Genomic DNA, 17,650 nt, shown 5'->3' with positions numbered 1-17,650 from the left:
CTGCCTCAGTTCAAGGTGAAGCTGATACCGGCGCCGACACCGACATGTCCACCAGCGGCCGTGCCTGAGACATTGCCGCGGATGCGGCCGTCTTCGCTGGTGTAGCCGGCGCCAAAGGCCAACGCGCCCGCGTCCCGCCAGAAGCCGCCACCCGCCGCAACGCTCAGCTTTCCGGGCCGGTCGTCATAGCGCAGCGAGGCTGCGGCGAGCCCGATCGCCGCCGCCTGGCGGGCTTCGTCGCGGATGCCGCCGATGTCCGAATTGAGCTGGCTGAGCTTCTGGTCGGTATAGTTGTTGGCCTGCTGCAACGTCGTGGCGGCCACCTTGTCGGTGTAGCTGTTGGACGTGCTGATTGTGTTGGTCAGGCCCTGGTTCAGCTGGTTGACGTTGACCGCATCGGTACCAGCAACACCGGGGCCGACATTGGAGATGACCACTGGCGCGTTGACGTCGCCACCCTGCAGCGTGATGCTGTTCTTCTTGCTGCCGTCCGGATTGGTGTCATAGACGACGGCATTCTGGGTGAGCGATCCGAGACCCGATTTCAAATCCTCGACAGCCGTGTTGGTGGCATAGAGTTGCGAGCCATTTATCGCATCGGTGCTGTTGGCGTTGATCTGTCCGGCGGCGACATTGGTGATCGTGCGCTCGGCGCCGGCACTGCCGACGCTGACGGTGCCGATCGGAGCGGTGCCGGCGAAGGTATAGGTCTTGCCGTTGATGACGGTGCTGGAGGTGCCGACCGCGGTCTGCGTCACCGAGCCTGAACCCAGCGCCACATCATTGGCGTTGTTGGCCTTGGCGCCCTGGCCAAGCGCCACCGCACCTTGCCCCGTGGCTGTCGAACCATTGCCGGCGGCAAGGCTGTTGGTACCGCTCGCCACGCTCGCCGGTCCGATCGCGACGCTGTCGGTGCCGCTGGCGGTGGAGTCGGCCAGCGTCGAATTGGCGTGGAAATACTTGATGCCGCCGCCATTCGAGATGTTGGTCAGGGCATTGTTGACGGCCGTGAACCCGTCAGAGACGGTCGTATAATTGTTGCCCTGGATGGTGTATGTCGGTCCGGTGATCGATCCGTCGGGATTGACCGTCGTGCCGCCGCCGAACAGGTTGGCGACGTTTTGCGACACGCCCTTGAGCTGCGAGACGTTGACGGCGTCGGTATTGGCCGAGCCCGCCGCGACATTGGTGAGCTTGCGTTCGGCCCCGGCAGAGCCGATCGACACCTCGCCGGCCGACGTTTGTGGGCTTGCCAGCGCATAGGCCGTGTAGTTCGCCTGCGCGCCGACCGTGGTGATGGATTGCGCACCAAGCGCCACGCTGTTGGCGAAGGTGCTGTTGGCGCCCGCGCCGAGCGCCACCGACTGGACGCCGGCCGCGGTCGAATTGGTGCCGAGCGCCAGCCCGTCGGCCAGCATCACATGCGCATTCTGGCCGATGGCCGTGCCGCCAGGCGCGATCTGGTCGACAATGGCGCCATTGCCGATGCCGATGCCATTGTCGCCGTTGACGACCGTTGTCGGGCCGACCGCGACCGATTCCGCCCCGACCGCGAGCGAGTCGCCGGCCGTCGAATTGGCATGGAAATATTTGGTCGACGTCGACGAGACCGAGGCGATGGCGCCTGCGAGCTGGCGCACCGTCACCGCATCCTGATCCTGCGTGCCGTCGGCGACATTGGTGATCTGCCGGTAGGATGTGCTGGTGCCGACCGACACGGCGCCGAGTAGTGTCTTGTCGGTGGTGTTGTACTGGATGAAGTTGGATGGACCGGCAGCGACCTGGCCGGTGGCCGGCGCCAAGGCGCGATCGGAAACCGAGTCGGAACCAAGGGCGACGCTGCCATCGATGCTGGCCTGTGTGCCACGACCGAGTGCGAGCCCGCTGACCCCGGTCGCGGTCGCCTGGTAGCCGACGGCGGTAGAGCCGAGCCCTTGCGCGAAGGAATCGGTTTGCGCCAGTCCCGTCTCGTTGGTGCGGGCGTAGCGGATACCGATGCCATTGGCGTCGGTATAGGCGGTCGACGTGTCGCCGGCGATGTTGCTGATGGTGTTGCCGAGATTGGTGACGCCACTGCCGATGTTGGCAATATCGGTCGTGTTCTGCGTGACCTGCTGGTTGGTGGCGAAGAGCTGCGAGCCGTTGACCGCGTCGGTCGAGCTTCCGCTCAACTGTCCGGCCGCGACGTTCTGGATCTGACGCTCAGCGCCCAGCGAGCCGACCGAGAAAGCGCCGGCCGGCGTGGTGCCGGCGAAGGTGTAGTTCACGCCGCCGATTGTCGCGCCGCCCACCGCCGTGGTGGTGCCGGATGCGGAATTCAGGCCGATCGCCACGTCGCCGGCATTGTTGGCCACGGCGTTGGGTCCGACCGCGACGGAATTCGTTCCAAGGGCCTGGGAATCCGGCAGCGCCGAATTGGCGTGGAAATACTTGATGCCGCCGCCAACATTGATGTTGTTGAGCGTGGTGCCGATGGCATCGACCGCCTGGTTGGTGGCGAAGAGCTGCGAGCCGTTGATCGCATCCGTCGAGGACCCGCTGATCCGCCCCGCGGCGACGTTGGTGATGGTGCGTTCCGCACCGACCGCGCCGACGCTGACCGTCGAGGTCGGATTGGTGCCCTGGAAGGCATAGGTTGTGCCGTTGATCACCGCATTGGGCGTGCCGACCGCCACGGCGGTCACCGAGCCCGAGCCAAGCGCCACGTCGCCGGCATTGCCGGCATTGGCGAGGGCGCCCAGCGCGATTGCATTCTGGGCGCCGGCATTCGCTCCTAGGCCAAGAGCGGTCGCTTGGAAGCCGGTTGCGAGTGCGTTCTGGCCGATCGCGGTGCTGGACGTGGCTGTAGCATTGGCGTTGGCGCCTACGGCGGTGCTGTATTGGCCCGAGGCCTTGGATATAAAGCCCATCGCCGTTGCGTCGAGGGCCGATGCGACGGCGCCGGTGCCGATGGCCGAGGCGTTGACGCCGGAGGCAGTCGCATTGTTACCGGCCGCGATGGCGCTCGTCCCCGACGCGGTCGAGGTGGGTCCGATCGCGACCGAGTCCGTACCCGTCGCAGACGAGTCCGCCAGCGTCGAATTGGCATGGAAATACTTGATGCCGCCGCCGGTGTTGATGGTGTTGAGCGTGGTGCCGATGGCATCGACCGCCTGGTTGGTGGCGAAGAGCTGCGAGCCGTTGATCGCATCCGTCGAGGACCCGCTGATCCGCCCCGCGGCGACGTTGGTGATGGTGCGTTCCGCACCGACCGCGCCGACGCTGACCGTCGAGGTCGGATTGGTGCCCTGGAAGGCATAGGTTGTGCCGTTGATCACCGCATTGGGCGTGCCGACCGCCACGGCGGTCACCGAGCCCGAGCCAAGCGCCACGTCGCCGGCATTGCCGGCATTGGCGAGGGCGCCCAGCGCGATTGCATTCTGGGCGCCGGCATTCGCTCCTAGGCCAAGAGCGGTCGCTTGGAAGCCGGTTGCGAGTGCGTTCTGGCCGATCGCGGTGCTGGACGTGGCTGTAGCATTGGCGTTGGCGCCTACGGCGGTGCTGTATTGGCCCGAGGCCTTGGATATAAAGCCCATCGCCGTTGCGTCGAGGGCCGATGCGACGGCGCCGGTGCCGATGGCCGAGGCGTTGACGCCGGAGGCAGTCGCATTGTTACCGGCCGCGATGGCGCTCGTCCCCGACGCGGTCGAGGTGGGTCCGATCGCGACCGAGTCCGTACCCGTCGCAGACGAGTTCCGCCAGCGTCGAATTGGCATGGAAATACTTGATGCCGCCGCCGGTGTTGATGGTGTTGAGCGTGGTGCCGATGGCGTTGACCGCCTGGTTGGTGGCGAAGAGCTGCGAACCGTTGACCGCATCCGTCGAGGATCCGCTGATCCGGCCCGCGGCAACATTGGTGAGCGTCCGCTCCGCACCCGGCGCGCCGATGCTGACCGTCGAGGTCGGCGTGGTGCCCTGGAAGGCATAGGTCGTGCCGTTGATCACCGCATTGGGCGTGCCGACCGCCACGGCGGTCACTGAGCCCGAGCCAAGTGCCACGTCGCCGGCGTTGCCGGCAGTGGAGTTGGCGCCCAGAGCGAGCGCATTCGCGGCGCTGGCAGTCGCTTGTTTGCCGAGAGCCGTCGCTTGAAGGGCGGATGCGAGTGAGTTCTGGCCGATCGCCGTGCTGGACGTGGCTGTAGCATTGGCGTTGGCGCCGACGGCGGTGCTGAATTGGCCCGAGGCCTTGGATATAAAACCCATCGCCGTTGCGTCGAGGGCCGATGCGACAGAGCTAGTGCCGATGGCCGAGGCGTTGGCGTCGGAGGCGCTCGCATTGTTGCCGGCGGCGATGGCGCTCGTCCCCGACGCGGTCGCGACGGGTCCGATTGCGACCGAGTCCGTACCCGTCGCCGACGAGTCCGCCAGCGTCGAATTGGCATGGAAATATTTGATGCCGCCGCCGGTGTTGATGTTGTTGAGCGTGGTGCCGATGGCGTTGACGGCCTGGTTTGTGGCGAAGAGCTGCGAACCGTTGACCGCGTCGGTCGACGTCAAGCTGATCCGCCCCGCCGCCAGATTGGTGAGCGTACGCTCCGCGCCGGGCGCGCCGATGCTGACCGTCGAGGTCGGATTGGTGCCCTGGAAGGCATAGGTCGTGCCGTTGATCACGGCATTGGGCGTGCCGACCGCTGCGACGGTCACCGAGCCAGAGCCAAGCGCCACGTCGCCGGAGCTTGCCGCCGCCGTCGCGCCATTGCCGAGCGCGACATTGCCCGCAAGGCCGGCAGCGCCCGCGGTCGAGCCGTTGCCCAGGGCCACGGAACCTTGCCCGATGGCCTTGTTGTTGTTGCCGATGGCGACGGCACCGTTGGCCTGGTTGGCGGCGGTGGCTGTTGCCGTGCCGTCGCTGTTGGCGATGTTGTTGGCGCCGCCGGTGAAGGCACCGGTGCCGCTGGCGTAGCTGGGATCACCGATGGAGACAGCGCCGTTGCCGTAAGCCGTGTTGCCGGAGCCGATGGAGACGGCCTTACCGCCGGTCGCCACCGCATTGGTGCCCATGGCGACCGCTTCGGCGGAATCGGCCTTGGCATTGTTGCCGACGGCGATGGCGCTCGTGGCGCTGGCGGTGGAGTTGGCGCCTAGCGCGGTCGCATTCAGGAAGCTGGCATTGGCGTTGAAGCCGAGAGCGGTCGCTTGAACGCCCGACGCAGCTGTGTTCTGGCCGATCGAGGTGCTGGACGTCGCTGAGGCATTGGCGTTGGCGCCGACGGCGGTGCTGTATTGGCCCGAGGCCTTGGCTATGTACCCCATCGCCGTTGAGTCAAGCGCCGACGCGGCGGCCTCACGTCCTACGGCAACGGAATCGGCGCCGCTGGCGACGGATCCCCAGCCTGCGGCTGTCGCATAGTTGTTGCTGGCCGTGGAGCTGGTGCCAAGGGCGGTGGAGTTCCCTCCCGAAGCAACGGAGAAAGTGCCCAAGGCGTTGGCGCCAGCCCCGAGGGCTTGGGCCTGAACACCGAGCGCTACGGAATTAACGCCGTTGGAGATCGTGCCTTGCCCCAGCGCCATCGCGCCGCCTGTGCCCGTGGCTTTGGCGTTCAGGCCGAGAGCCACCGAGTATTGCGCCGACGCAACGGATGAACGTCCTATTCCGATGGCGTCGGCCTGAGATGCCGTGACGTCCGTGCCGATGCCGATGGCGCTCGTACCAGTACTACCTGTTCCGGCAACGGTGCGCGAGCCAAGATAGATGGAATTGATCTGGGTCGCGAGCGACTGGAAGCCAACCGCTACGGCATTCTGGCTGCCCGCATTGGCATTGGTGCCCTCGGCTATTGAATCGGCTCCGTTTTGCACGGCTCCGGACCCAAACGCGATACCGCGCACTCCGTTTGCCGTGCCGCCGCCGCCGAAAACCTGCGCTGATGCCGCCGTGGCGATGCCGCCCAATGCGATCGCACCCAGCGCCGCCGCCAACATCCTGCCGATGCCGAGCATGCCGAGCCCATGCCCCTTGCGGCGCATGCCGAGCACGCGGTGCGCCATGCGCAGCACCGCCATCAGGCGCCGGCGGACCGAGCGGGAACCGTGATCAGCGCCAGCAATCCAATGTCCGGCGAAAGGCGCCGCGCGACGCTGGACAAGCGAGCCACTTGAAATGCGATTGTCGGCCATGGTCCCTCTCCGTTCGCCAGCCGTCAGGAAATGTCTGACAATTCCAGCACCTCGCAGAAAGACACGATTCTGATTTGCCGTATTTCAGGAAATTGCTGTTTTTTGAGAAAAATCAGCGCAACTTCGCAGGAGTTAACGGATAGTTACTTTAGTTCGCGCTTTGATAAGGTAAAGTAAAACAATGTTGAGGCGTGCATACATCACTTACGCTTTGAGTTAAGCTTACCAAAGCGCGCCTGCAATGGCGTTACATGCCGATATTTCTTCATCACAGTAGTAAAATGGCTCTGGCTCGAAAAACCACTCAAATGGGCGATATCGGCGATCGTCATATGGCTTTCGGCAAGCAGTCTTTCGGCAAAGTCCAGCCGCAGATCGAGGACGTATTGATGCGGCGGCACCCCGAACGTGCGGGAGAAAGCCCGCACGAAGTGATAGGATGAAAGGCCGCAAACCGCCGCCATCTCGGCAAGCGCCAGCTTGCGCGTAAAGTTCTGACCCAGGAATTCCTGCACCTTGCGCGCGCCGTGTGTGGAAAGCCCGCCTTTCACGTTCGGCGCCGGCTGTCGCGCGGATCCGGACGCCGGTCCAGAAGGGCCATCATCAGACCGCATCTTTCGGTCCCTTGATATTTCGCAGATGGAATTCAACCCGGGACCGCCCTCCCCGTTCCTCCCAAAAACAATTCGTGATCGATCGAGCCGTGGCTGCAATGTCGCTCCAATTCATTCGATCAGTCCGGCCAGATGGCGAACAATGCGCAGGCTCCATGCCATTCCGAATGACTTCCGTTATGCCTTGGGGCAAAGTGGTGGTGGACGTATTTTGGAAAACTCCGGAAGCTTTGTAGGAAATTCCGGTCTTGGATTATCGGACGGCAGGTGTTGCCACTTTGCCATACCGCGCTTTCAGTTTCTGCCCGGCGCATATCCGGTCTTGGTTGGCGTTCTGCCCCTGTACTTTTTCATGGTAGCGGCCAGATGGCTCTGATCCGAAAACCCCGCGAGGTAGGCGACTTCGGCTATCGCGAACTCACCGCCGGCCAGCAGCTTTTCCGCGAGGTCCAGGCGCAAATTGATCAGATAGCGATGCGGCGGCATGCCGAACGTCCTGGCGAACCTTGCTATGAAATGATTGGGCGAAACCCCCGCTACCGAGGCAAGCTCGGCGATCATGACTTTTCGCGCGAAATTCTCGTCGAGATACTCGCGCACGCGTCGAGCCCCAACCGCAGAGAGCCCACCTTTGGGTGACACGGCCGGCCTGCTGCGGCTCGTGTATGTGCGCAGCAGATGAACGCCGAACACGGTGAGCAGCGAATCCAGATAGAGCTCATTCGGTGGCAGCGTCCCGGTCAGCTCGGCGGTGATCATCTGGGCTATATTGAGCGCCCTCAGGTCGACCGTGCCGAACGCAGGCGGCGCAAGCTCCACGTCGGCGCGATCGGACTCGTGCGCGGCCAGTTCCGACAGCGCTTCCGGCGATATGGAGACGACAGCGTTTTCCCTGGTCTCCGACCAGGCGAAGGTGCTGTCGACCCCCGCGGATTGATGATGAGGCATCCGACCGGCGCATCGTATTCCGTTATCTTGTCGCTGCCGAGCGAGGCTCTGAATTTGCGTCCTGGCCTCAGCACAATGCCCGCGGAATGTTCCATGGCCAGGAACGTCTGCGACCCGGGGCCGCGGACGGAATGGATGACGCTGCCGCGCGCGGTGGCTCTTCTGGGACCAGCACTTTCCGGGATGATGTCCAAGACGTATCGGGCTGTCCGATCGACGCCTCGGGAAACGCCGCTCTCCCGAGCCTCGTCCGCATTTTTCATTGCATCGCCTCGGCCGTCTTGCTGCCGCTCGAATCCCCCTTTGCCCGACCCGAAAACAGCGTAACGCACACAACTCGGCTAGGGAAGAACTCCCCCGCGCAAAGAAAAATTTTTATTCGCGAAAAGACAGAAAAAATGACCGATGGAGGAAGTCGGCGAGCATTCTATTTCATAGGGTTGGCAGGTCTTCGCCATCCCTGAGTTTCGCTCATCAGCCTTGGTGCGGCTTCCGCGAATCCACTGCTTGGTTCTTTGCCACCGAAATCGGCGGCAAGGCAAGACGGGGCGCCGAGCCGACAGCTTGCGGTCAGCTGCTAAAGATCGCCGCGACGTTTCTCGTACAGATCCCAAGTGAGTTCCACAAAAGCCAGGAGGACATCGTCCTGATTCCAGCCGGCCGCGACCGCTGCCTGGACGATTTCGTGGACTAGAGGCAGCAACTGGCGCTGGCATTCGGCCGACATGTCGCCGTCCCCCACGGGAGGCCCCTCGAAGTTGATTTGCATCATTCGGCGCTCCCCCCGCCTCCGATCAAAGTGTTATATCGTTTTTTTCGTTCCCTCTGATATACAACAGACGTGATACCAAAGTACAGCAGGTCCTGGACCACCAAGGCAGCACAGGACGATGCCGGACCACGTTGTCTCTATGCTTTACCTCGGGCCAAGTTGGCTTTCCAAAGCGGGGTTTCCGCGGAACTTCATCGACCCAAACCCTGCCTGGGAATAGATTTCCTCAGCCGAAGCGCCGGCCAGGTCGCGACTGCCATCCGCCGAATGCCAAGCATGACCGCCTGCATTGCCTTCTGCAATCGCTCGCTCGATAGTCCCGGCAATGTTCGAGACTATTGCGACTCACTGGACCCAAATCCTGGCGATCATCTCGGTGGTGATGGCGACCGTCGGCATCGCCCACGCCGTCATGACCAAGGAAGATGTGCGCGCCGCCACCGGTTGGGTCGGCGTGATGGTGCTGTCACCGATCCTCGGCGTGCTGATCTATGCCGTGGCCGGCATCAACCGCATTCGCCGCGCCACGATTACCGCGCAGCGCCCGCTTGCCGGCGACGCAGTATCCGCCAAGGACGAGCGTGACACCGCCGTCGAGGAGGCCCTCATCGTCGAGCGCTACGGTCAACGCTTCACCGGTCTGCGGACGCTGGGCGACAGGGTGGCGCGGCGCGCGCTCACCTCGGGAAATGCCATCGATGTGCTGGAAACCGGCGACGAGGCCTATGCCGCCATGGGCGCGGCGATTGATGGCGCCGAACGCAGCGTCCTGCTCGAGACCTATATTTTCGACAATGACGCCGTCGGCCTGCTTTTCGTCGAATCGCTGGCCAGTGCTGTCGCGCGCGGCGTTACCGTTCGCGTGCTGATCGACGCCGTCGGCGCCCGTTACTCCGTCCCCAGCATCCTGGGCCATCTGCGCCGCGCCAACATCCCCGCCGATGTCTTCAACGGCAACATCGTTATGGGCCTGCGCCTGCCCTACGCCAACCTCAGGACCCACCGGAAGATCCTGGTGGTCGACGGCACGATTGCCTTCACCGGCGGCATGAACATCCGCAAGGGTTTTTCCGCCGAGTTCGCAGGCTCCAGCAGCGCCAGGGACACGCATTTCAAGGTCACCGGACCAGTCGTTGCCGACCTGTTCTCGGTTGCCGCCGAAGACTGGCGTTTCGCCACCAACGAGGCGCTGAAAGGCGATGCCTGGCGTATTGTCCCGCTGTCGCCGGCGCCCGGCCAGCCGATGCTGGTGCGGGCGGTCGCATCCGGGCCAGATGCCAGCAACGAGACCAATCACAGACTGCTGATCGGCGCCTTCTCGGTCGCCCGCAAGTCGATCCGCCTGATGTCGCCCTATTTCCTGCCGGACCGGGAACTGATCAGCGCCTTGATCACCGCCGCCCGACGCGGCGTCGAGATCGATGTCGTGGTGCCCGCGGTCAACAATCTCTTCCTTGTCGACCGCGCCATGACGGCGCAATTCGACCAGATCCTGAAGAATTATTGCCGTATATGGCGCACGGAGGGCCCATTCGACCATTCCAAGCTGCTGTCGATCGACGGCGTCTGGGCCTATGTCGGCTCGTCCAACCTCGACGCCCGGTCTCTGCGGTTGAACTTCGAGATCGATCTGGAGGTTCTCGACGCAGGCTTTGCCCGCGAGATCGAAGCCCGGATTGGCTCGGCAATCGAAACGGCTATCCCTGTCACGCTGGACTCCTTGCGGGCCCGGCCGTTCATCATCCGGCTGTTCGACCGCATCCTGTGGCTGGGATCGCCCTATCTCTAGAAAGGTCTCTCGTCTTTAACAAAACGACGTGTTTGACGGATAGTTTGGTGTCGGCCATGGAACATACGCGCAGAGACTCTATTTGAGGTGCATGGTGGAAGCAGCAGGCATGGCAGGCAGACGGTGCGGATGAACGGACGCAGCCTCCCGGCAACCATGCTTTTGTCCATCCGCGACAGGCGGATGCAGAAGGCAAACGCGGCTGCGCACAAGGCGACCGCCACTACGGGCACGCTGGTCGCCTCCTACAACGTCCACAAATGCATCGGCGTCGATCGCAAGTTCGATCCTGAGCGCACCAGCCGCGTCATCCGCGAAATCGACCCCGATGTCATCGCCCTGCAGGAAGCGGATAACCGTTTCGGCGACCGTGACGGGCTTCTCGACCTGCCGCGCCTCGAGCGGGAAACCGGCCTTGTGCCGGTGCCGATTTCAGCCACCGGCAAGGGCCATGGCTGGCACGGCAATGTCCTCCTGTTCAAGAAGGGCGTCGTCCGCGACGTGCATCAGATCAGGCTTCCGGGCCTGGAACCGCGCGGTGCGGTTGTGGCGGAGATCGACCTCGACGGAAATCGGACCTTGCGCATCATCGCCGCCCATCTCGGCCTGCTGCGCCACTCACGCTCGCAGCAGGCCCGCGTGGTGCTGGACATTATGAGCAGCGCCGATGAAAAGCCGACGCTTCTGCTTGGCGATCTCAACGAATGGCGGCTCGGCAACCGCTCCGCGCTCAACACACTGCATGCGACTTTCGGGCCGCAGCCGCCGGCAGTCCCCACCTTCCCCTCGAACCTGCCGCTTTTGGCGCTCGATCGGATCATGACCAATCGGCACGGAATGATCGCAGCGGTGGAGGCGCATGATACGCCACTTTCGCGCGTTGCCTCCGACCACCTGCCGTTGACGGCCTTCGTTCGCCTATAGACCCGGCTTGCCGCAGATGGCTTCGAAAGACTTGGGATTCATTTTGGAACGCTAATTCTTTCTGCGAGTTGATACGCATAGAACCGCAGGAGGACGAAACATGAAGAAGTTATTTCTGGCTTCCATGGTGGCATTGGCCGCCACAGCCGCAGTCATTGCGCCGACGCAAGCCGCAAGCGTGATTATCCAGTCGGACGACGGCAACCGGTATTCACCGGACGACGAATCCGACAACGGCCAGATTATCGTTCGCCGCCATCACCGGCAGAATTTCGACAACCAGTATGGCGATGACCAGAACGTGCAATATGATGACAACAACGATGGCCAGTATCGCCGCCACCACCGGCATCACCGCTGTCATGTCGAGATCATCAAGCACTGGCGCCACCATCACAGGGTGATCGAGCAGGTTCGCGTCTGCGGCTGACCCGCACCCTGCCTTTTGAGCAAGACGACGTGATCTGCTTGCGAGCAGGAAGCAATCCACAGCGGTAAGCGATGATGCGGCATAGCCACGCCCTTCGAAAGGACGCGGCTATGCCGCATTGCACAATTTCGCCGCCTTGCCCACAATGCGGGCATGGTCCGATCCTCCCTAGCCGTCCTGGTGATCGATGAAAATCGCATCCGTGCCTCGATCATCGAGGCCGGCCTGCGCGAGGCTGGTCATCAACAGGTTACCGTCATCCATGACGTGACCGGCATTGCCCGGCGGATCGCTGAGATCGAGCCGGACGTCATCGTCATCGACCTCGAAAACCCCAACCGCGACATGCTCGAAAACATGTTCCAGCTGTCGCGTGCCGTGAAACGCCCGATCGCCATGTTCGTCGACCGCTCCGACCAGGCCTCGATCGAGGCCGCGGTCGATGCCGGCGTGTCGGCCTATGTCGTCGACGGCCTGCGGCAAGAGCGCGTCAAGCCGATCCTCGACATGGCCGTCAGCCGCTTCAACGCCTTCTCGCGCATGGCGCGTGAGCTGGAAGAGGCGCGCAGCGAGCTCGAGAGCCGCAAGGTCATCGATCGCGCCAAAGGCATATTGATGAAGTCGCGCGGCCTCTCCGAAGAAGCCGCCTATACGCTGCTGCGCAAGACGGCGATGAACCAGAACCGCAAGATCAGCGACATCGCCCAGAGCCTGGTGACCGCCGCCGGGCTGCTGGGACCGGCGGAGGACGAATGAGCATGGGCGCCGAGCACCAGATCACCGCCGGCTTCATGCCGCTTTTCGACAGCGCCGTGCTGGTCGCTGCAAGCGAGCTTGGCTTCGCCGCACGCGAAGGCATTGACCTCACGCTGCACCGCGAGACGTCCTGGGCCAACATCCGCGACCGCATCGCCATCGGCCACTTCGATCTTGCCCATATGCTGGGACCCATGCCGCTCGCCTGCAATCTCGGGCTGACGCCGCTCGCTTCCGAAACCATCGTGCCGTTCTCGCTTGGGCTGGGCGGCAATTGCGTCACCATCTCCAACGCAGTCTGGGCCGGGATAGTGGCGCATGGCGCTGAAGCCGATCTCGATCCGGCACGCGCCGGGACGGCACTTGGCGCATTCATCCGTGAGCGGGTGGAAGCTGGCCGCGAGCCGCTGCGCTTTGCCGTCGTGCATCCGCATTCCGGCACAATTACGAACTGCGCTACTGGCTCGCCGCCTGCGGTATCGATCCCGACCGCGCAATCGAGATCGTCATCGTGCCGCCGCCCTTCATGGCCGACGCGCTGGCCACCGGGCGCATCGACGGCTACTGCGTCGGCGAGCCCTGGAACAGCGCTGCGGTGGCCGCCGGCACCGGCCATATCGTCACCGTCAAGGCACTGTTGTGGAAGAACAGCCCGGAGAAGGTGATCGGCGTGCGCAAGGCCTGGGCGGACGAGAACCCCGAGGCTCTGGCGGCACTGCTGCGCGCACTGCATCATTCAGCCCGCTGGTGCCAGAATCCGGCCAACCACGCCGAATTGGCCGCGGTGATGGCGCAGCCCGGCTTCCTTGGCCTACCGCCCGCGGTGCAGATGCCGATCCTGACCGGCCATCTCCAATTGGGCGGCGGGGCGGAGCGAGATATCGACGACTTCTTCCTGCCCTTCGACAAGGCGGCGAACTTTCCATGGAAGAGCCATGCGCTGTGGTTCTACACGCAGATGGTGCGCTGGGGCCATGTGGCGCACACGCCTGAGAACCTCGCCATTGCCCGCGACTGCTACCGGCCCGACCTCTACCGCTCGGCGCTGAAGCCGCTTGGGGTCGCCCTTCCCGGCGCCAATGCGAAGGTCGAAGGCGCGCTCAAGGTCGCCACCGCGGTCGGCGCGACCGGGGCCGGTCTGGTGCTCGGCCCGGACGGTTTCTTCGACGGCCAGATCTTCGATCCCGACGAGATCGACGCCTATATCGAGCATCAGAAATCGGCCCGCGCGGAAGCCTGATCATTTCCGCGCCATTCTTGTGCATTGCACAAAAATTGTGCGCGCGCTTGTACTGATGAACAATCTTTGGCTTGCTCACCATATTGCTCGGCGCGCCGTCGACGGGCATGAATCGCTGATTTTATTGATGTTTTTCCGTTCTCCGCGAACTGGCACGGTTCCTGCTTTGAAATAACTAGGCCCTTTATGGGTCACGTAACAGGCGTCCAATGGCGGGCGCTACAGGCAAAGCTGCCGCTCAGGTCAACACGCGATCCCGGATGGGCGGACGCGCGCGGCCTGGTCGGCGGCTTTTTTGTTTTGACCGAACACACAATCGACGGCGCTGATCCCGAGCAGTGCCCAACGGGAGATGACGATGACGAAACGCATCAAGACCGAAGCCCCTCTTGAGGGCATGACCCGTCGCAATTTTCTGATGGCAAGTGCTGCCACCGCGGCAACCCTGGCAGCCGCGCGTGCGCTGCTCCCCTCTGGCGCCTATGCCGCGACCGCCGCTCCGGAAGTCACCGGCGCCAAGCTCGGCTTCATCGCGCTGACCGATGCGGCGCCCCTGATGATCGCCAAGGAGAAGGGCCTGTTCGCCAAATACGGCATGCCCGATGTCGAGGTGCTGAAGCAGGCCTCCTGGGGCGCCACGCGCGACAATCTGATGCTCGGCGGAGAGGCCAACGGCATTGACGGCGCCCACATCCTGACGCCGCTGCCCTACCTCATGCACACAGGCAAGGTGACGCAGAACAACCAGCCGATGCCGATGGCGATCGTGGCGCGGCTGAACTACGACTGCCAGGGAATTTCCGTCGCTCAGGAATACGCCGCCACCGGCGTCGGCCTCGACGCCTCCAAGCTGAAGGAAGCCTTCGCCGCCAAGAAGGCCGCCGGCAAGGACGTGAAGGCCGCCATGACCTTCCCGGGTGGCACGCATGACCTGTGGATACGCTACTGGCTGGCCGCCGGGGGCATCGATCCCGACAAGGACGTCTCGACCATCGTCGTGCCGCCGCCGCAGATGGTGGCCAACATGAAGGTCGGCAACATGGACGTGTTCTGCGTCGGCGAGCCGTGGAACGAGCAACTCGTCCATCAGGGCGTCGGCTTCACCGCCGCCACCACGGGCGAATTGTGGAAGGGCCATCCGGAAAAGGCTCTCGGCCTGCGTGCAGCCTTCATCGAGAAGAACCCGAACGCCACCAAGGCGATACTGATGGCCGTCATGGAAGCCCAGCAATGGTGCGAGGCCATGGAGAACAAGGACGAGATGGCCGCTATCATCGGCAAGCGGCAGTGGATGAACGTGCCCGTCGCTGACATCATCGGTCGCCTCAAGGGCGACATCAACTACGGCAATGGCCGCGTCGCCAAGGGCACCGACCTCTACATGAAGTTCTGGAAGGGCGGCGTCTCCTATCCGTTCAAGAGCCATGATTCGTGGTTCCTCGCCGAGAACATCCGCTGGGGCAAATTCGCACCGACCACCGACGTCAAGGCGCTGGTCGATCAGGTCAACCGCGAGGATCTGTGGCGCGAGGCAGCGAAGGATCTCGGCGTGGCGGCCACCGACATTCCGGCATCCTCGTCGCGGGGCGTCGAGACCTTCTTCGACGGCAAGGTCTTCGATCCGGCCAACCCGTCCGCCTACCTCGACAGCCTCAAGATCAAGGCATCGGCTTAAGCGCAACGGCGCTCGCGCGTTGTCGCCCAACGCCCAGGAGTTTTCCAAGACATGTCCATCCAAACCATCGAGGACACCAAGGTGAAGGCGTTTCCGGCAAAGCCCGCCGAACTGGTCACCTTCACAGCCAAGGCCCGGCGCCGCATCGACCCGCTCGCCATTGCCGGCAAGCTGGCGACGGCGCTGGTGCCGCCGGCCGTCGTCATCCTCGTCCTGCTCGTCGTCTGGCAGGTCGCCTGCTCGTCACCCACATCAAGCCTGCCGCCGCCGAGCCAGGTGTGGAACGAGGCATATGACCTGATCGCGCATCCGTTCTTCGACAACGGCCCGCAGGATATCGGGCTGGCGTGGCGGGTGCTGATCTCGCTGCAGCGCGTCGCCATCGGCTTCGGCATGGCGGCGGTGGTCGGGGTAGCGCTCGGCGCGCTGGTCGGCCAGTCGATCTGGGCGATGCGCGGCCTCGATCCGGTGTTCCAGATTCTGCGCACCGTGCCGCCGCTGGCCTGGCTGCCGCTGTCGCTGGCGGCGTTCCGCGATTCCAGCCCGTCGGCGCTGTTCGTCATCTTCATCACCTCGATCTGGCCGATCATCATCAACACCGCCGTCGGCGTGCGCAACATCCCGCAGGATTACCGCAACGTCGCGCGCATCCTGCGGCTCAACCCGTTCGAGTTCTTCGTCAAGATCATGGTGCCGGCCGCGGCCCCCTACATCTTCACCGGTCTGCGCATCGGCATCGGCCTGTCCTGGCTTGCCATCGTCGCCGCCGAAATGCTGACCGGCGGCGTCGGCATCGGCTTCTTCATCTGGGACGCCTGGAACTCGTCGCGGCTGCCCGACATCATCGTCGCGCTCGCCTATATCGGCGTCACCGGCTTCTGCCTCGACCGGCTGGTCGCGGCGGTCGGCGTCTTCGTCACCCGCGGCACAACGGCAAAATGAGAAGGGCAAGATGACGGCCTATCTGAAGCTCGACCATATCGACAAATCATTTTCGCGCGGCGGTCAGGTCAGCGAGGTGCTGAAGGACATCAAGCTAACCATCAACAAGGGAGAATTCGTCTCCATCATCGGCCATTCCGGCTGCGGCAAGTCGACCTTGCTCAACCTGATCGCCGGCCTGACCAATGTATCCGCCGGCGCCGTGCTGCTCGAAAACAAGGAGGTCGACAACCCCGGCCCGGAACGCGCCGTGGTGTTCCAGAACCACTCGCTGCTGCCTTGGCTCACCGTCTACGAGAACATTAACCTCGCGGTATCCAAGGTCTTCGGCCGCAGCAAGAGCCGAGCGGAGCGGCACGACTGGATCATGCGCAATCTCGACCTCGTGCAGATGGCGCATGCCAGGGACAAGCGCCCGGCCGAGATTTCCGGCGGCATGAAGCAGCGTGTCGGCATTGCACGAGCACTGGCCATGGAGCCGAAGATCCTGCTGCTCGATGAGCCGTTCGGCGCGCTCGACGCGCTGACGCGCGCCCATCTGCAGGACGCGGTGATGGACATCCATTCGAGGCTGGACTCGACGACCATCATGATCACCCACGATGTCGATGAGGCCGTGCTCTTGTCCGACCGTATCGTAATGATGACCAACGGCCCGGCCGCGACCATCGGCGAGGTGCTTGCCGTGCCGCTGGCCCGACCACGCCGGCGTGTCGAGCTTTCCTCCGACCGCACCTTCCTGCGCTGCCGCGAGGCGGTGCTGAAGTTCCTCTACGAGCGCCACCGCTTCGTCGCAGCCGCGGAGTAAGATCATGACCGAAAAACGCGCAATCATCGCCAATTGGCAATCTGCATCGACAATAGGCAGCCTACCGCACTGCACAAATATTATGCTGCCGTGCAAGGCAGTCTGACTAATCTTTGATCCGCTGCCGGGCTCGGTCAAAAGTCGCCCAGCTGCGGTCCACATTGATTTCATTCGATAATCTAGGGCGCTGTCGAATTGGCACGCTTCCTGCTTTGCAGAATGTAGGTCCGCAAGGGCCAAGTGACACGGCGTCCAATGGCGGGCGCCACAGGCAAAGCTGCCGCTCAGGTCAATGCGCGATCCCGGATGGACGGACGCGCGAAGGCCTGGCCGGCGGCTTTTTTGTTTTTTGCGCGATCGACGGCGCTGGTCCAAGCGGCGCCCAACCGGAGACGACGATGACGAAACGGATCGGAACTGGCGCATCCCTCGCGGACTTCACGCGCCGCGATTTTCTGGCCAGCAGCGCGCTGACGGCGGCACTGTTCACCGCCGCGCTCCTGCTGTTTCCGATCGGCGCCAAGACCCAAAGCAAGGACCTGACCGTCGCGAACCCGGTCTCGTTGCCCCCATCGATGCCGCGCCGCTGACCATTC

13 protein-coding genes and 2 pseudogenes are annotated in these 17,650 nt (G+C 63.6%); 9 read left to right on the top strand and 6 right to left on the bottom strand.

The genetic code is table 11. The features are described 5' to 3' along the window. Nucleotides 1–5: 5 nt before the first annotated feature. The 5 genes and pseudogenes from AC0V8S_RS11650 to AC0V8S_RS11630 all read right to left on the bottom strand — a co-directional run bounded on the left by AC0V8S_RS11650 (nt 6) and on the right by AC0V8S_RS11630 (nt 8,490). On the bottom strand, nt 6–3,857 hold the full coding sequence (locus AC0V8S_RS11650) for a YadA-like family protein (RefSeq protein ID WP_475437758.1): 3,852 nt from the start codon (nt 3,855–3,857) through the stop codon (nt 6–8). 238 nt (nt 3,858–4,095) lie between these two features. Further along, nucleotides 4,096–5,961: pseudogene (locus tag AC0V8S_RS11645) on the bottom strand (YadA family autotransporter adhesin); the annotation flags it as partial. Between the two features lie 395 nt (nt 5,962–6,356). Next, nucleotides 6,357–6,707 carry a helix-turn-helix domain-containing protein gene (locus AC0V8S_RS11640; protein ID WP_475437757.1) on the bottom strand — a complete coding sequence of 117 codons (351 nt, stop codon included), beginning with the start codon at nt 6,705–6,707 and terminating at the stop codon, nt 6,357–6,359. A 357-nt stretch (nt 6,708–7,064) separates the two neighbouring features. After that, nucleotides 7,065–7,718 carry an AraC family transcriptional regulator gene (locus AC0V8S_RS11635; protein WP_475437756.1) on the bottom strand — a complete coding sequence of 218 codons (654 nt, stop codon included), beginning with the start codon at nt 7,716–7,718 and terminating at the stop codon, nt 7,065–7,067. Between the two features lie 577 nt (nt 7,719–8,295). Continuing rightward, nucleotides 8,296–8,490 carry a hypothetical protein gene (locus tag AC0V8S_RS11630; protein ID WP_475437755.1) on the bottom strand — a complete coding sequence of 65 codons (195 nt, stop codon included), beginning with the start codon at nt 8,488–8,490 and terminating at the stop codon, nt 8,296–8,298. 325 nt (nt 8,491–8,815) lie between these two features. On the opposite strand from AC0V8S_RS11630, the gene AC0V8S_RS11625 reads away from it, so the two are divergent. From AC0V8S_RS11625 to AC0V8S_RS11605, 5 genes and pseudogenes are all read left to right on the top strand, one after another. Beyond that, entirely contained in the window at nt 8,816–10,279 is a 1,464-nt protein-coding gene (locus AC0V8S_RS11625) for a phospholipase D-like domain-containing protein (protein WP_475437754.1), read from the top strand. Nucleotides 10,280–10,402: 123 nt separating this feature from the next. After that, entirely contained in the window at nt 10,403–11,203 is an 801-nt protein-coding gene (locus AC0V8S_RS11620) for an endonuclease/exonuclease/phosphatase family protein (RefSeq protein ID WP_475437753.1), read from the top strand. Nucleotides 11,204–11,303: 100 nt separating this feature from the next. Further along, nucleotides 11,304–11,633 carry a hypothetical protein gene (locus tag AC0V8S_RS11615; protein WP_475437752.1) on the top strand — a complete coding sequence of 110 codons (330 nt, stop codon included), beginning with the start codon at nt 11,304–11,306 and terminating at the stop codon, nt 11,631–11,633. Nucleotides 11,634–11,786: 153 nt separating this feature from the next. Further along, complete coding sequence (locus AC0V8S_RS11610; protein WP_096449728.1) at nt 11,787–12,389, top strand: ANTAR domain-containing response regulator; 603 nt, start codon at nt 11,787–11,789, stop codon at nt 12,387–12,389. 2 nt (nt 12,390–12,391) lie between these two features. Further along, a pseudogene (locus AC0V8S_RS11605) lies at nt 12,392–13,629 on the top strand (CmpA/NrtA family ABC transporter substrate-binding protein). A 243-nt stretch (nt 13,630–13,872) separates the two neighbouring features. Here the strand turns inward: AC0V8S_RS11605 and AC0V8S_RS11600 are convergent. Then, nucleotides 13,873–14,001: a hypothetical protein gene (locus AC0V8S_RS11600; protein WP_475437751.1), complete on the bottom strand. Its 129-nt coding sequence runs from the start codon at nt 13,999–14,001 to the stop codon at nt 13,873–13,875. Here AC0V8S_RS11600 and AC0V8S_RS11595 point away from each other — a divergent pair. The 4 genes from AC0V8S_RS11595 (at nt 13,988) to AC0V8S_RS11580 (ending at nt 17,644) form a co-directional block, all read left to right on the top strand. Continuing rightward, nucleotides 13,988–15,304 carry a CmpA/NrtA family ABC transporter substrate-binding protein gene (locus tag AC0V8S_RS11595; RefSeq protein WP_475437750.1) on the top strand — a complete coding sequence of 439 codons (1,317 nt, stop codon included), beginning with the start codon at nt 13,988–13,990 and terminating at the stop codon, nt 15,302–15,304. The genes AC0V8S_RS11600 and AC0V8S_RS11595 overlap by 14 nt on opposite strands. Nucleotides 15,305–15,355: 51 nt before the next feature. Further along, nucleotides 15,356–16,246 carry a nitrate ABC transporter permease gene (ntrB, locus tag AC0V8S_RS11590; RefSeq protein ID WP_475437749.1) on the top strand — a complete coding sequence of 297 codons (891 nt, stop codon included), beginning with the start codon at nt 15,356–15,358 and terminating at the stop codon, nt 16,244–16,246. Nucleotides 16,247–16,256: 10 nt separating this feature from the next. Beyond that, nucleotides 16,257–17,054, top strand: coding sequence for an ABC transporter ATP-binding protein (locus tag AC0V8S_RS11585; RefSeq protein WP_475437748.1), 798 nt, complete (start codon nt 16,257–16,259; stop codon nt 17,052–17,054). A gap of 398 nt (nt 17,055–17,452) precedes the next feature. After that, complete coding sequence (locus AC0V8S_RS11580; protein WP_183462693.1) at nt 17,453–17,644, top strand: twin-arginine translocation signal domain-containing protein; 192 nt, start codon at nt 17,453–17,455, stop codon at nt 17,642–17,644. Nucleotides 17,645–17,650: the final 6 nt, after the last annotated feature.

Source organism: Mesorhizobium oxytropidicola (assembly GCF_056174625.1).
The sequence above is the reverse complement of the archived record's forward strand: the minus strand, read 5'-3'. Positions and strand labels throughout refer to the sequence as shown.